We start from the raw sequence: 14,226 nt of genomic DNA on the forward strand, positions 1-14,226 counted from the left end.
CCACAACGTTGTGAGAAAAGAGTGGGTGGCCGCTGACGACCACCGTTGTGACGGGCTTTGTTTGAAGGCCCGGGCTCAGCGCGCCAGCTTGAGTGCCACGCGGGGCTCGGCCTGGGCCTGCAACGACCCATGGGCAGAGCGCGCCGAACACGGTGGCTGCTGATCGCCGAAGATCGATTCGACGACTTCCTGGGAGCGGATCGCCAGCACCGACAACAGCGTGTCGCTCAAGCCGTGGCTGTCTTCGCAGCAACCCTGCAGGAAGATGCCCGCTTCGCTGCCGGGGGTCAGGGGCAAACGGTAGTGCCGGTCGACGTTGGCGCCCTCGATGTATTGCTGAATGCCCGAGAGCAGCTCCAGGTGATAGTCGCGGCGGTAGCCGGTGGCGAGCACGACAACGTCGAAGGACTCGCTGTGCATCTGGTCATGGGGCGCATCGCGCAGGAACAGCTCAATGCCGTCGGCGGCCACTTCGGCGTGGACCACTTCACGGTTGGTGAGCATGCGGTGACGCTCTTCGCCGCGCACCTTTTGCTGGTACATGCGCTGGAAAATCGTCTCGATCAGATCGGTGTCGACCACCGAATAGTTGGTGTTGCGGAACTCGTCGAACAGCGCGACGCGACGCTCCTGACTGTGGTTGAAAATAGTGTCGGTGAACGACGGGTTGAAGATCTGATTGACGAAGGGGCTGTCATCGGACGGCTTCAGCGCGCTGCCGCGAATCACCAAAGTGGCCTCGACGTTGTCGAAACGCGAGGCTAGGTCTTCGAAGATTTCCGCTGCGCTCTGACCGCCGCCGACCACCGCCACGCGCACCGGGCCGGGGCGATTGGCGAGGAGTTTTTCGATGCCGCCGCGGTAGCCGGCAGAGTGCAGCACGCGGGCATCTTCCAGACCGTCGAAGGCCACTGGCGCCTGGGGAATGCCGCCGATGCCGAACACCAGATTGCGCGCGCGACGGCGGGAGATTTCGCCGTGCTCATCGCGGGACAACACGTCCATGGCGACGAAGCGGCCGTCTTCGAAATGCGGTTCCACCGACATCACTTCGGCACCGTAATGGGCCTGTTCGTTGAAATGCGAGGCGGCCCAAGTCAGGTAATCGGTGTATTCCTCGCGGGTCGGGAAGAAGGTCTTCAGGTTGATGAAGTCCTGCAGGCGGCCGCGCTCGTTGAGGTAGTTGACGAAGGTGAAACGGCTGGCCGGATTGCGCAGGGTCACCAGGTCCTTGAGAAAGGAAATCTGCATGGTGGAACCGTCGATCAGCATGCCTTCGTGCCAGTTGAACGCCGGCTTTTTCTCGAGGAAACACACGTGGGGCGCCAGACCGCTGCGCTGGGCATGCTCCTGGGTGGCAATGGCCAAAGCCAGGTTCGACGGGCCGAAACCGATGCCGATGAAGTCGTAGACGAGTTCCATGCTTCCCTCTCGTAAGGCGCGACGCGCGATCGACTCCGGCAAGCCGCGCGACAAAATCGCTGGCGCCGGATGGCAGTTCACGCGCATCAAAAATGTTTAAGACTGATTCTCATTAACATGACGACTGAGGCTGACGGCTGTTTAGTCGCAGTCGCCGAAAATTCTTACAACGCCTCTACTGTCTTCATCTGGTAGGCAGCGCCAATCTCTTCCACCGCGTCGCGGCTGGCGTTTTCCCGGCGATCACCCTGCAGTTCGCTGAGCTGCCCGGACTCCATCTTCACCAGGCGGTCGGCCAGGTCGAAATACTGGTCGTCGTGGCTGATGGCGAACACCGTCACGCCGGCTTTTTTGAACATCGGCAGCAGCTCGCGGTAGAAGAAGCGGCGGAACAACGGGTCCTGATCGGCGGCCCATTCGTCCAGCAGCAGGATGTCGCGCTTCTCCAGCAGCGCCAGCATCAGCGCCAGACGCTTGCGCTGACCTTGGGAAAAACGCGTGTCGAGCAAGTGCCCGTCGGCGAGCTGCACCTTGTGCTTCATGTGCAGTTTCTCCAGCCAGTGCTCGACGTCAGCGACTTCAGCGTTCTGCCCATCGGCGCCGAGCAATTGAGCGAAAAGATGGAAGTCGGTGAACACGCTGGCGAACAGCTGACGATAGGCCAGCCAGTCGTCCGAGCCGATGACCTGGCCGTCGATCAGGATCGCCCCCGCCGACGGTCGATACAAACCGCTGAGCAAGCGCGCCAGGCTGGATTTGCCGCTGCCGTTGCCACCCATGAGGAACACCGTTTCGCCCCGGCGCAGGGTCAGGTTGACCGGGCCGACATCGAAACCGGGCTCGTCACCCTGGGGCGCATAGTGGTATTCAACGTCACGCAGTTCGAGGGTTTGCCAGTGGCCGGCGATGTGGCTCGGGGCGACGTCAAAGCTTTCGTGGTGCTCGGCCAGGGCCAGGGACTCGACTTTATCCAGCGCCACGCGCCCGGAGATCTGCGCCGGAATCGCTGCCACCGCCAGCACCAGCGGCGTGCGCATGAACAGCACGGTCAGCGCGTAGGTCGCCGCCACTTCCGTCGGCGCCCAGCCCAGGCCGTTGGCCAGGTAAAACGCCAGGCCAATGGTGCCGAGGACCATGATGTTGGCCCAGTTGCTGGCCAGGCCGTGATAACGATCGGCCAGGGTGAAATGCTCGCGGTAGCGCTGGGCGGCGACGTCGAAGGTTTCCTCGTACAGCCGGCGCGCGCGGTCGCGGTTGAGGGTCAGCTCCTTGCGCCCGTCGATCACCCCTTGATAGCTCTGATAGAGCTTGTCTTCGGACTCACGCAGCGCGCGGATGTGGGCGTTGAGCTTACCCACCAGCAGCCAGCCCACCCCCAACGTGAAAGCCATCCAGCACAAGGTGGTGATGAACAGCGACGGCGACAGCCAGGCCAGGTAACTGAACGACGCGATGCTGAGCACCGAGCCGTAGATCAGGTCCGGCAGCTGCACGAAGGCCATGGTCACCGCGCGAATGTCGCTGGACAGGCTGGCAAAAATCTTCGCCCCGCCGATGGATTCGATGCGCTCGATGTTGGTGTCCAGCAGGCGCTTGACCATCACCCGGCGCAGGCCGTAGACGAACCGGTGACCCAGGGCGGTCAGCGACAACGACGCCCCGGACGCCAGCGCCAGCAGCACGGCGAGCATCAGGCCAAACTGCCACAGCGCGGTGCCGAGGCCTTCGTGGCTGCTGATCATGCGTTGGTTGACGAAGGCAATCACGCCGACGCTCAACAGCCCGCTGCTGACGCTCAGCAGCAGCACCATCGCAAGCGGCCAGCGGTATTGCTGGAAGACCAGACGAACTAATTTCATGGATGACTCCGGGCAGTGAAAACGGGGGACATGGCGCGGCGGTGGCTAGAGCTCGCCGAGCCGCGCGCGGCAGTGAGACAAGGTGTCGCGCAGGAGGAAGTTGACCATCGTCGGCGAGGTGCCGATGACCTTGGCCACGTCGCGCTGGGTGTAGCCCTGGATCTGGCTGAGGTCGAAGACGATGCGCATGCGCTTGGGCAGTTCGTTGAGCGCCCCGACCAGCTGATCCAGTGACTCGCGACCGGCCAGCACACGTTCGGGGGACACCTCGAAACGTATCTGCTCTTCATGCTCGGCTTCGGCGCCGTGGTTGCGTTCAAGACGCTGGCGGCGAAGACGGTCGATGGACAGATTGCGCACGACGCGAAACATGTAGCGCGCCGGTTCCGCAGACGCCAGGTCGCTTTCGAGCATCTTCACGAAAGCGTCCTGGACCACGTCCTCGGCGCGGGCGCGACAGCCAAGGAATTTTGCCGCCAGGCGCATCAGCGCCTCGCGGTGGGTGTTGTAGGTGCCCATCAGCGCCTCGAGGCGCGGGTCTCTCGCGCCACGGGTGGCGCCAACACACGGTGAGCCGAGCCGGGTGGGCTGGCTCATTGCAGGGCGAAAATCCATCTTGTTCGACATCCCTGGTAACAAAGGAACGCGAAGGATAACGCAAACGATTCTCATTGCAACGTAAGAAAGTTTACCGATTGGTGAAACTTTCTCGCCGCACCCTGAGTCGTTTCGGCCCTGCAATCCTCATTTCATAAGGCGCAGCTCCAGGTATTGCAGGAGCATGATGGTCTTGCCGTCATTGATTTCACCGCTTTCCACCATGGCGATGGCCCGCTCGAAGTTCAGCTCCAGCACCTCGATGTCTTCGCCCTCCTCTTCCAGTCCGCCGCCGTCGCTGACTCGATCGTCGGGCTGGTATTCGCCGATGAAAAAGTGAATGCGCTCGGTCACTGAACCGGGGCTCATGAAGGCATCGAAGATTTTCTTCACCGAGCGCACGACGTAGCCGGTCTCTTCCTCGGCTTCCAGGCGAATGCGCTCTTCGGGGCTGGCGTTGTCCAGCAACCCTGCTGCCGCTTCAATCAAATAACCGCTGTGACCGTTGACGAAGGCCGGCATGCGGAACTGGCGGGTCAGCACCACGGTCCGGCGTTCGAGGTTGTACAACAGAATCGTCGCGCCATTGCCCCGGTCGTACACCTCGCGGGTCTGCGACTGCCAACTGCCGTCGCGGCGTTGCAGCTCGAAGCTGTATTTCTTGAGCACGTACCAGTTGTCAGAGAGGAGTTGTTCATCGGTGAGGCGGATGGGGGTGGAAGGCATGGTGGTCCTTATGGGTAGGGAGTGGTTGGATTTGGCTCATTGAGTTGGCGCAGCTGCAGGGATTTAAGCAACGACACGGAATTGTGAAAGTGACACGGATTTTGTGGGGGCGAGGTTGCTCGCGAAGAGGCCGAGGCATCCGTTACATCTCTGGCGCCTGAAATGCCGCCTTCGTGAGCAAGCTCACTCCCACATTGCCTACATGTGCCACTTCATCTGCGTTCCTGGCAAAACCCCGAACTATTGTTTCCATCGATTGCCAACATAGTCACGAACGCCGTTCAGTTTGCCTGTGCAAATCCGGATGATGGCGACACTGATTAACCAGACAAGGATTTGCCCGCAATGTCCATCAACATGACCATTCTGTTGGCCCTCATCGTTTCGTTTTCCATCGCCCTGGTCGGCGTGGTGCATATCTGACACTGGCTGCAGATACGCATTAGGCGCCGAAGCCCGGTCCGGCACACCAGATCGGGCCATCGATCGTCACTTTTTACTCGTGAAACGCCGCTACCGTCTCCTTACTGCCGACAAAAAAACTGTCGGCGACGATGCGCAGCGGCTGCAGATCCAGGTCGCTCTTGCCCCCGTCGATCAGGCGCGCGAAGTGCCCGTACATCGCCGGGTACTCGCCCTCCTCCGATACGGCCTGCGTCACGCCGTCGATGCTGACCTGCGCGCCGCCCGCGTCCAGACGCATCACGCCCTCGTCGCACTGCAGCTCGATACTCCACTGCTCGTTGACGCTGTGATCGAAATCCAGTTCGGCAATTACCCGCACGTCGTCACCGGAGCGCATCTGCAACGACGCCGCAATCGGCGACTGGCAGTTGCTCGGCACGCTGAGGTTCGCCGATTCGACGAACAGTGCACGGGGCAGCAATTCGGTGACGATCGACAACGCGTTGATCCCCGGATCGAACACCCCCAACCCGCCCGCCTGCCAGATCCACGCCTGACCCGGGTGCCATTTACGCACCTGCTCTTTCCAGTCGATCCGCACCTGTTTGAGGGTCTTGCCTTCAAGCCATTGCACCGCGTTGCCCACGCCCGGGGCGAAACGTGAATGCCAGGCGAACAGCCCGCTGACGCCCGCTGCATTGACCTCGTCGATCAGGGCAAGGGCTTCACCGAGGGTCGAGCACGGCGGCTTCTCCACCAGCACGTGTTTGCCGGCTTTCAGCGCCTGTTCAACCAGCGCAAAACGCCCTTGGGGCGGCGTGCAAAAGGCGATGGCGTCCACCGCCGGTCCTTGGGCCAGCAACTCAGCCAGCGAGCTGAAATTGGGCACGCCCGGACAGTGCTGACCCAGCGTCGCCACGGCCACCAGCTCAAAGCGGTCACTGCCGTGGATCGCCGGCACGTGCTGGTCCTGGGCGATCTTGCCGTAACCCACCAGCCCTAAACGAATCGGATGCATCGATGACTCCTGTGATGTTGTCGTTGTTATGACAGACGCGCCCCAAACGAGACGCGCTAAAGCAATTCAATGAAGCGGTGCTGCCTCGCCCTGCTGGTATTCGCGCGGGGTGCAGCCGAACTCCCGGCGGAACACGGTGTGCAGGTATTGCGCGGACTTGAAGCCGCAGTTTTGCGCGATGTCGGCGATGGCCGAGTCACCGTGTTTCAGCCCTGAAGCGGCGGCGGTCAGTTTGAAGCTCAGAATCTCGTCATGCACGCTGCAGCCGCGTTCCTTGCGAAAGTGTGATTCCAGGGAAGAACGGGAAATGCCGACGTAGCCCGCGACCTGGGCGGTCTTGATGCCCTGGCACGCGTACTGGCGAATGAAATGCAGCGCCTGCATGACGTACGGATTGCCCAGCGGCTGATGCAGGCTGGAGGCCTGAACGTTGATGGCCTCGGGCGGCACCAGAATCTGGCGAGCGGTCGAGGGCATGCCGTGGAGCATCTGGTGCAGCAACTGTGCCGCCGTGCGCCCCATCAGCTGGGTGCCTTGCGTCACCGAACTGAGGGGAACCCGCGTGAGGGTGCGGGTCAGCGGGTCGTTGTCGATGCCGATCAGCGCCACCTGCTCGGGTACCGCAATGCCCGCCGTCAGACACGCCTGCAGCAACTGCCGGGCGCGGGCGTCGCTGACGGCGATGATGCCGATGGGTTTGGGCAGGCTTTGCAGCCAGGTGATCTGCTGTTCGACGGCGCTGTCCCACAACGGTGCGCTGGTGCTCAGACCGCGATAGACCTCGCCGTACAGACCGTCACGCTGCAACAGCCGGCGAAAGGCTTTCTCACGCTCCTGGGCCCAGCGATTGCTCTGGGCTTCCGGCAGGCTGAAACAGGCGAAGCGCGTCAGACCCGCCTCGATCAGGTGCTCGTAGGCCAGCTTGATCAGGGCGAAGTTGTCGGTGGCCACGTAGGGAATGTGCTTCGGGTAGGCCCGCTCGTCCTCGTAGGAACCGCCCACGGCCACCACCGGCAAGGTGCTGCCGGCCAGCGCCTCGCCGATCAGTGGATCGTCGAAGTCGGCAATGATGCCGTCGCCCTGCCAGCGCTCGATGCCTTTCAGGCGGCAGAGAAAGTCCTCTTCCAGAAACAGATCCCAGGTCGCGCGGGTGCTGCTCAGGTAATTGCCGATGCCGGTGATAATGCCGCGGTCGTAGATTTTGCCGCCGTTGAACAACAGCGCGATGCGGTGAGCGGGCGGGACGGTTTTCATTATTGTTCCCCGGGCCTGTGAAGCGAGTCGGCACAGACTAGGCCTGCGCCGGGGGAATCTCAATACTCAAAATCGAACACCGAGTTGGTGATTTTCGCAATCGGCGCGGACGGGGCCGTTGCTAGTATCGGCACACAGGCAATAACACATCGCCCGTCAACGCTGGCAAGAATAATAAGGAAACTCCGATGCCCTGCTTCCCCGATGTCGACACCATTCGCTACGAAGGCCCCGGCAGCGAGTCGCCCCTCGCCTTCCGCCATTACGACGCCAACAAGATCATCCTCGGCAAGCCCATGCGCGAACACCTGCGCATGGCCGCCTGCTACTGGCACACCTTCGTCTGGCCCGGCGCTGATATGTTCGGCGTCGGCACCTTCAAGCGGCCATGGGTCAAACCGGGGGACGCCATGGAGCTGGCGCGCTTGAAGGCCGATGCAGCATTCGAATTCTTCTCCAAGCTGGGCATCGACTACTACAGTTTCCACGACACCGACGTCGCCCCCGAAGGCGCCAGTCTGAAAGAGTACAGCCGCAACTTCGCGCAGATGGTCGACGAACTCGAACGCCATCAGGAACAGAGCGGCATTCAGCTGCTGTGGGGCACCGCCAATTGCTTCAGCAACCCGCGCTTTGCGGCCGGCGCTGCGAGTAATCCGGACCCGGAAGTGTTCGCCTTTGCCGCCGCTCAGGTGTTCAGCGCGATGAACGCCACCCATCGGCTCAAGGGCTCGAACTACGTGCTGTGGGGTGGCCGCGAGGGTTACGAGACGCTGCTCAATACCGACCTTGCGCGCGAGCGCGAGCAACTGGGCCGCTTCATGGCCATGGTGGTCGAGCACAAACACAAGATCGGTTTTACCGGCGACCTGCTGATCGAGCCCAAACCCCAGGAGCCGACCAAGCACCAGTACGATTACGACACGGCCACGGTGTTCGGCTTTCTGCAACAGTTCGGCCTGGAGAAAGAGATCAAGGTCAATATCGAGGCCAACCACGCCACCCTCGCCGGCCACAGTTTTCACCATGAAATCGCCACGGCGGCGTCCCTCGGCATCTTCGGCAGCATCGACGCCAACCGCGGTGATCCGCAGAACGGCTGGGACACCGATCAGTTCCCCAACAGCGTCGAAGAGCTGACCCTGGCCACCTACGAAATCCTCAAGGCCGGCGGTTTCAAGAACGGCGGCTACAATTTCGATTCGAAAGTGCGCCGGCAGAGCCTGGACGAAATCGACCTGTTCTACGGCCACGTCGCGGCCATGGACGTCCTCGCGCTGTCGCTGGAACGGGCTGCTGCGATGATTCAGGACGATAAGCTGCAAGCGTTCAAGGACCAGCGCTACGCCGGCTGGGACCAACCGTTCGGGCGCGCCGTGCTGTCGGGGGACTTCAGCCTGGATTCTCTGGCGCAACACGCGCTGGACAACGAACTTAACCCGCAGGCCGTGAGCGGCCGCCAGGAAATGCTCGAAGGCGTGGTGAACCGGTTTATCTATCCCTGACAGCAGGCGCCCGCGATTCACATGCAGGACCGGCGAGGTCATCACCAAATCCGCTGGATGGACGCGATGATTTTCGTAGGATCGGCTTCAGCCGGGAAGAGGCCAATGCGTGCAACATTCATCTTGCGGTGTGACGCCAACAGCTTCCCGGCTAAAGCCGGTCCTACAGTCGAGGTCAACGCCAAATCCGCGGGCTGGACGCGGTGGTTTTCGTAGGACCGGCTTCAGCCGGGAAGAGGCCAATGCGTGCAACATTCATCTTGCGGTGTGACGCCAACAGCTTTCCGGCTAAAGCCGGTCCTACAACCGAGGTCATCGCCAATGCCGTCGGATGGACGCGGTGGTTTTCGTAGGACCGGCTTCAGCCGGGAAGAGGCCAGTGGTAGCACCCTCACATTTGCAGCGTGACGACTGACGCATTCCCGGCTAAAGCCGGTCCTACAGTCGAGGTCAACGCCAAATCCGCTGGATGGACGCGATGGTTTTCGTAGGACCGGCTTCAGCCGGGAAGAGGCCAATGCGTGCAACATTCATCTTGCGGTGTGACGCCAACAGCTTCCCGGCTAAAGCCGGTCCTACTAAGGGAATTGCGTTGGTTACATTCTCACGACAATTCCCTGCTCGCGGCGCGCGGCCAGTATCTACAGTTCCACCGGCAAACCCATACATGCTCGAAAAGTGTCTTTAAACAAAAATAACAGGACGCAACCCCATGAAGAGTTTCAAGACCACCCTGCTCGCCAGTGCTCTGGCCCTGCTCAGCCTGCCCGTCATGGCCGATTCGGCCCATCCGAAAATCGGCTTTTCCATCGATGACCTGCGCCTCGAACGCTGGGCCCGGGACCGCGATTACTTCGTCGCGGCAGCGGAGAAAATGGACGCCAAGGTCTACGTACAGTCCGCCGATGCCAACGAAGGCAAACAGATCTCCCAGATCGAAAACCTGATCTCCCGCGGCGTCGACGTCATTGTCATCGTGCCGTTCAACGCCACCGTGCTGACCAACGCCGTCGCTGAAGCCAAGAAGGCCGGCATCAAAGTGGTGTCCTACGACCGGCTGATCCTCAACGCCGACATCGACGCCTATATCTCCTTCGATAACGAAAAAGTCGGCGAAATGCAGGCGGCGGGCGTGCTCAAGGCAGCCCCGAAAGGCAACTACTTCCTGCTCGGCGGGGCACCCACCGACAACAACGCCAAGGTCCTGCGCGAAGGCCAGATGAAAGTGCTGCAGCCAGCCATCGACAAGGGCGACATCAAGATTGTCGGCCAGCAGTGGGTCAAGGAATGGAACCCGACCGAAGCCCTGAGCATCGTCGAAAACGCCCTGACCAAAAACAACAACAAGATCGACGGCATCGTCGCCTCAAACGACGCCACCGCCGGCGGCGCGATTCAGGCCCTAGCCGCGCAGAAGCTGGCCGGCAAGGTGCCCATCTCCGGGCAAGACGCCGACCTGGCAGCGGTCAAGCGCGTGATCGACGGCACCCAGACCATGACCGTCTACAAACCGCTGAAACTCATTGCCTCGGAAGCGGCAAAACTGTCCGTGCAACTGGCGCGCAATGAAAAGCCTACGTACAGCTCGCAGTACGACAACGGCACGAAGAAGGTCGACACCATCCTCCTGACCCCGACGCCGCTGACCAAGGACAACATCGATCTGCTGGAGAAGGACGGGTTTTACACCAAGGATCAGATCGCCGGGAAGTGATCACTTTTTGCAGGTTGCCATAGCTGCAGTGTGACCCCTGCACCGACACCTGTAGGAGCGTGGCTTGTCCCGCGAGCGGCGGGGAACCCGTCGTAAAACCTGACACTGTGGTTTGCCTGACACAACGCGTCTGCTGAATTTACGACTGATTCGAAGCCTGTCGCGGGACACGCCGCGCTCCTGCACAAGAACTCCGGCCTGTCCTGGAATACCGCGCCATGTCCGACTATCTGCTGCAAATGAACGGCATCGTCAAATCCTTCGGCGGCGTCAAGGCGCTCAATGGCATCGACATCAAGGTGCGGGCCGGCGAATGCGTCGGCCTGTGCGGCGAGAACGGCGCCGGCAAATCGACCCTGATGAAAGTCCTCTCGGCGGTCTATCCCCACGGCACCTGGGAGGGTGAAATCCTCTGGGACGGCCAGCCGCTGAAGGCGCAATCCATCAGCGAAACCGAGGCCGCCGGGATCGTCATCATTCACCAGGAACTCACCCTCGTCCCCGACCTGTCGGTGGCGGAAAACATCTTCATGGGCCATGAACTGACCCTGCCGGGCGGGCGGATGAATTACCCGGCGATGATTCACCGCGCCGAAGCCCTGATGCGCGAACTGAAAGTGCCGGACATGAACGTCGCCCTGCCGGTCTCGCAATACGGCGGCGGCTATCAGCAACTCGTGGAGATCGCCAAGGCGCTGAACAAGCAGGCGCGACTGCTGATCCTCGACGAACCCTCTTCGGCCCTGACCCGCTCGGAAATCGACGTCCTGCTCGACATCATTCGTGATCTCAAAGCCAAAGGCGTCGCCTGCGTCTACATTTCCCACAAGCTCGATGAAGTCGCTGCCGTCTGCGACACCATCTCGGTGATCCGCGACGGCAAACACATCGCGACCACGGCCATGGCGGACATGGACATTCCCAGCATCATCACGCAGATGGTCGGCCGCGAGATGAGCAACCTCTACCCCACCGAACCCCACAGCGTCGGTGAGGTGATTTTCGAGGCGCGCCACGTCACCTGCTACGACGTCGACAACCCGAAGCGCAAACGCGTGGACGACATCTCCTTCGTGCTCAGGCGCGGAGAAATCCTCGGCATCGCCGGGCTGGTCGGGGCCGGCCGCACCGAACTGGTCTCGGCACTGTTCGGCGCTTACCCGGGACGCTACATCGGCGAAGTGTGGCTGGACGGTAAAGCCATCGACACGCGCACACCGCTCAAATCCATCCGCGCGGGGCTGTGCATGGTCCCTGAGGACCGCAAGCGCCAGGGCATCATTCCCGACCTGGGCGTGGGCCAGAACATCACCCTCGCCGTGCTCGACAGCTTCGCCCACCTGACGCGCATCGACGCCGAAGCCGAGCTGGGCAGCATCGACAAGGAAATCGCGCGCATGCACCTGAAGACCGCGAACCCGTTTCTGCCGATCACCAGCCTGTCCGGCGGCAATCAGCAAAAAGCCGTGCTGGCGAAGATGCTGCTGACGAAGCCGCGGGTGCTGATTCTCGACGAGCCCACCCGCGGCGTGGACGTCGGCGCCAAATACGAAATCTACAAACTGATGGGTGCGCTGGCGGCCAGCGGCGTGTCGATCATCATGGTGTCGTCGGAGCTGGCCGAAGTGCTCGGCGTCTCCGACCGGGTGCTGGTGATCGGCGAAGGCCAGCTGCGCGGGGACTTCATCAACGAAGGGCTGACCCAGGAACAGGTGCTCGCGGCCGCACTCAGTCAGTCCGGCGACACTGCGCACAACAAAAACAATAACGACCGGCCAGGTGCTGTGGGAGACGCGCGTCAATGAATCAGCTCAAGCAACTGTTCACCCGCTACAAAATGCTCGCGCTGGTGATCGCCATCGCGGTCATCTGGCTGTTCTTCAGCTGGGAGACCGACGGAGGCTTTCTGACGCCGCGCAATCTGTCCAATCTGCTGCGGCAGATGTCGATCACCGGGATTCTGGCCTGCGGCATGGTGCTTGTGATCATCAGCGGTGAGATCGATCTGTCGGTGGGGTCGTTGCTCGGCCTGCTCGGCGGCGTGGCGGCGCTTCTCGACGTGGTCTACCACCTGCCGCTGCCGCTGAACCTGTGCATCGTCGCCGGCTGCGGGCTGTTGATCGGTCTGGCCAACGGCTGCATGACCGCGTACCTGCGCATCCCGTCATTCATCGTCGGCCTGGGCGGCATGCTCGCGTTTCGCGGCATTCTGCTGGGGATCACCGGCGGCACCACCATTGCGCCGGTGTCGCCGGAGCTGGTCTACATCGGCCAGGGGTATCTGCCGCCGCTGGTGGGGATCGTGCTTGGCGTGCTGCTCTTCGCGCTGACGCTGTTCCTGACCTGGCGTCAGCGCAGCAACCGCGCTTTGCACGGGCTCGCGGCCCATTCACTGGTTCGGGATGTGGTGCGGGTCGTGGCGATTGGCGCCGTCCTGGCAGGCTTCGTCTACACGCTGAACAGCTACGACGGGATTCCGGTCCCGGTCCTGCTGCTGTTGGTCCTGCTTGGCGTCTTCAGCTATATCACCACCCAGACCGTGTTCGGCCGGCGCATCTACTCGGTGGGCAGCAACATGGAAGCCACGCGGCTTTCCGGCATCAATGTGCAGGCGGTGAAATTGTGGATCTTCGGCATCATGGGCGTCATGTGCGCCCTCGCCGGCCTGGTCAACACCGCGCGCCTGGCTGCGGGTTCGCCGTCGGCGGGTAACATGGGTGAACTCGACGCCATCGCCGCCTGCTTCATCGGCGGCACCTCCATGCGCGGCGGCTCGGGCACCGTCTACGGCGCCCTGCTCGGCGCCCTCGTCATCACCAGCCTCGACAACGGCATGTCCATGCTCGACGTCGACAGCTACTGGCAGATGATCGTCAAGGGCAGCATTCTGGTGCTGGCGGTGTGGGTGGATGTGAGCACGCGGGCGGGACGACGGTGAGTGCTTAACCACACCGACTTTCACTACACTCGAGTCTGTAGGGGCCGGCTTGCTGGCGAACCGGCTGTGTAAGCTCACACGTTCATGCCTGGACGAGTGCCTTCGCCAGCAAGTTGGAGCGCCGGACCGGTAAATCCTGGATCTGTCGTACACGCCTCGCGACAACCTGCCGGTTCTCGATTCAGGACGACGGTGTAACATACGGCCCACCACTCAATGTCGAGGTTGCCATGACCGGACTATCGCTGAACCTCCCGGAAGACCTATCCAACTCCCTCGCCGACCTCGCAAAGGCCCATGGCCAGAGCGCAAGCTATCTGGCGATGGATGTCCTTCGTGACTACATCGAACACGAAAAGACCCTGACCACTCAGATCGAGCAAGCGGTGATTGAGGCAGACGAAGGAAAATTCGCGAGCGACCAGCAAGTCGCGGCGATGCGCGCCCGGCGCTGGGGTCGGGATGCGAGTTGAGTGGCTGGAACAAGCCCTCAAGAATCTCAAGGATGAAGCCGATTACATTGCGCTGGAGAACCCGGACGCCGCTGATGATTTCGCCGATGCCATTTTCGCGAGCGTCGATAACTTGGCTTTGTTTCCCGGTATGGGCCGTGAGGGTCGGGTTAAGAATACGCGGGAATGGGCGGTACCCAATTGGTCCTTTTTGATACCGTACCGACTTGTCGGCGACCGACTGCAGATCCTCGGGATTTTTCATACAAGACAGCGGCCTCGCGCAAATTGGTGACCGCTGACAATCCGGACTCCGGGAGCCTGTAGGCGCTCCGA

At 61.7% G+C, this 14,226-nt stretch carries 12 protein-coding genes; 6 read left to right on the top strand and 6 right to left on the bottom strand.

Translation table 11 applies throughout. The features are described 5' to 3' along the window. Positions 1 to 75: 75 nt before the first annotated feature. The 6 genes from M1E04_RS15560 to M1E04_RS15585 all read right to left on the bottom strand — a co-directional run bounded on the left by M1E04_RS15560 (position 76) and on the right by M1E04_RS15585 (position 7,281). Entirely contained in the window at positions 76 to 1,422 is a 1,347-nt protein-coding gene (locus M1E04_RS15560; protein ID WP_369319379.1) for a lysine N(6)-hydroxylase/L-ornithine N(5)-oxygenase family protein, read from the bottom strand. Between the two features lie 164 nt (positions 1,423 to 1,586). After that, positions 1,587 to 3,281 carry a multidrug ABC transporter permease/ATP-binding protein gene (locus tag M1E04_RS15565; RefSeq protein WP_192134216.1) on the bottom strand — a complete coding sequence of 565 codons (1,695 nt, stop codon included), beginning with the start codon at positions 3,279 to 3,281 and terminating at the stop codon, positions 1,587 to 1,589. Between the two features lie 45 nt (positions 3,282 to 3,326). Then, positions 3,327 to 3,878, bottom strand: coding sequence for a sigma-70 family RNA polymerase sigma factor (locus tag M1E04_RS15570; RefSeq protein WP_167355800.1), 552 nt, complete (start codon positions 3,876 to 3,878; stop codon positions 3,327 to 3,329). Positions 3,879 to 4,025: 147 nt separating this feature from the next. After that, complete coding sequence (gene nudK, locus M1E04_RS15575; RefSeq protein ID WP_369319378.1) at positions 4,026 to 4,604, bottom strand: GDP-mannose pyrophosphatase NudK; 579 nt, start codon at positions 4,602 to 4,604, stop codon at positions 4,026 to 4,028. A 496-nt stretch (positions 4,605 to 5,100) separates the two neighbouring features. Further along, positions 5,101 to 6,027: a Gfo/Idh/MocA family protein gene (locus tag M1E04_RS15580; RefSeq protein WP_456291659.1), complete on the bottom strand. Its 927-nt coding sequence runs from the start codon at positions 6,025 to 6,027 to the stop codon at positions 5,101 to 5,103. Between the two features lie 66 nt (positions 6,028 to 6,093). Further along, positions 6,094 to 7,281 (bottom strand): XylR family transcriptional regulator, encoded by a 1,188-nt coding sequence (locus tag M1E04_RS15585; RefSeq protein ID WP_065989647.1) that lies wholly within the window; start codon positions 7,279 to 7,281, stop codon positions 6,094 to 6,096. Between the two features lie 188 nt (positions 7,282 to 7,469). Here M1E04_RS15585 and xylA point away from each other — a divergent pair, with 188 nt between their 5' ends. The 6 genes from xylA to M1E04_RS15615 all read left to right on the top strand — a co-directional run bounded on the left by xylA (position 7,470) and on the right by M1E04_RS15615 (position 14,185). Further along, a complete protein-coding gene (gene xylA / locus M1E04_RS15590) occupies positions 7,470 to 8,786 on the top strand; it encodes a xylose isomerase (RefSeq protein ID WP_456291660.1) in 1,317 nt (438 codons plus the stop codon). Positions 8,787 to 9,498: 712 nt separating this feature from the next. Beyond that, positions 9,499 to 10,500 (top strand): D-xylose ABC transporter substrate-binding protein, encoded by a 1,002-nt coding sequence (gene xylF, locus M1E04_RS15595; RefSeq protein ID WP_065989643.1) that lies wholly within the window; start codon positions 9,499 to 9,501, stop codon positions 10,498 to 10,500. A gap of 218 nt (positions 10,501 to 10,718) precedes the next feature. Next, a complete protein-coding gene (gene xylG, locus M1E04_RS15600) occupies positions 10,719 to 12,305 on the top strand; it encodes a D-xylose ABC transporter ATP-binding protein (protein WP_456291661.1) in 1,587 nt (528 codons plus the stop codon). Continuing rightward, a complete protein-coding gene (locus M1E04_RS15605) occupies positions 12,302 to 13,438 on the top strand; it encodes a sugar ABC transporter permease (protein ID WP_192134226.1) in 1,137 nt (378 codons plus the stop codon). The genes xylG and M1E04_RS15605 overlap by 4 nt, the downstream gene beginning before the upstream one ends. A gap of 230 nt (positions 13,439 to 13,668) precedes the next feature. Then, positions 13,669 to 13,911: a CopG family ribbon-helix-helix protein gene (locus tag M1E04_RS15610; protein ID WP_369319374.1), complete on the top strand. Its 243-nt coding sequence runs from the start codon at positions 13,669 to 13,671 to the stop codon at positions 13,909 to 13,911. Next, positions 13,901 to 14,185, top strand: coding sequence for a type II toxin-antitoxin system RelE/ParE family toxin (locus tag M1E04_RS15615; RefSeq protein ID WP_456291662.1), 285 nt, complete (start codon positions 13,901 to 13,903; stop codon positions 14,183 to 14,185). The genes M1E04_RS15610 and M1E04_RS15615 overlap by 11 nt, the downstream gene beginning before the upstream one ends. Positions 14,186 to 14,226: the final 41 nt, after the last annotated feature.

This window comes from Pseudomonas sp. AK106, from assembly GCF_053903055.1.

Bases quoted from the DNA above. Each gene is read 5' to 3' on its own strand.
- M1E04_RS15560 (WP_369319379.1), bottom strand. From the start codon at position 1,422: ATGGAACTCGTCTACGACTTCATCGGCATCGGTTTCGGCCCGTCGAAC.
- M1E04_RS15565 (WP_192134216.1), bottom strand. From the start codon at position 3,281: ATGAAATTAGTTCGTCTGGTCTTCCAGCAATACCGCTGGCCGCTTGCG.
- M1E04_RS15570 (WP_167355800.1), bottom strand. From the start codon at position 3,878: ATGAGCCAGCCCACCCGGCTCGGCTCACCGTGTGTTGGCGCCACCCGT.
- nudK (WP_369319378.1), bottom strand. From the start codon at position 4,604: ATGCCTTCCACCCCCATCCGCCTCACCGATGAACAACTCCTCTCTGAC.
- M1E04_RS15580 (WP_456291659.1), bottom strand. From the start codon at position 6,027: ATGCATCCGATTCGTTTAGGGCTGGTGGGTTACGGCAAGATCGCCCAG.
- M1E04_RS15585 (WP_065989647.1), bottom strand. From the start codon at position 7,281: ATGAAAACCGTCCCGCCCGCTCACCGCATCGCGCTGTTGTTCAACGGC.
- xylA (WP_456291660.1), top strand. From the start codon at position 7,470: ATGCCCTGCTTCCCCGATGTCGACACCATTCGCTACGAAGGCCCCGGC.
- xylF (WP_065989643.1), top strand. From the start codon at position 9,499: ATGAAGAGTTTCAAGACCACCCTGCTCGCCAGTGCTCTGGCCCTGCTC.
- xylG (WP_456291661.1), top strand. From the start codon at position 10,719: ATGTCCGACTATCTGCTGCAAATGAACGGCATCGTCAAATCCTTCGGC.
- M1E04_RS15605 (WP_192134226.1), top strand. From the start codon at position 12,302: ATGAATCAGCTCAAGCAACTGTTCACCCGCTACAAAATGCTCGCGCTG.
- M1E04_RS15610 (WP_369319374.1), top strand. From the start codon at position 13,669: ATGACCGGACTATCGCTGAACCTCCCGGAAGACCTATCCAACTCCCTC.
- M1E04_RS15615 (WP_456291662.1), top strand. From the start codon at position 13,901: ATGCGAGTTGAGTGGCTGGAACAAGCCCTCAAGAATCTCAAGGATGAA.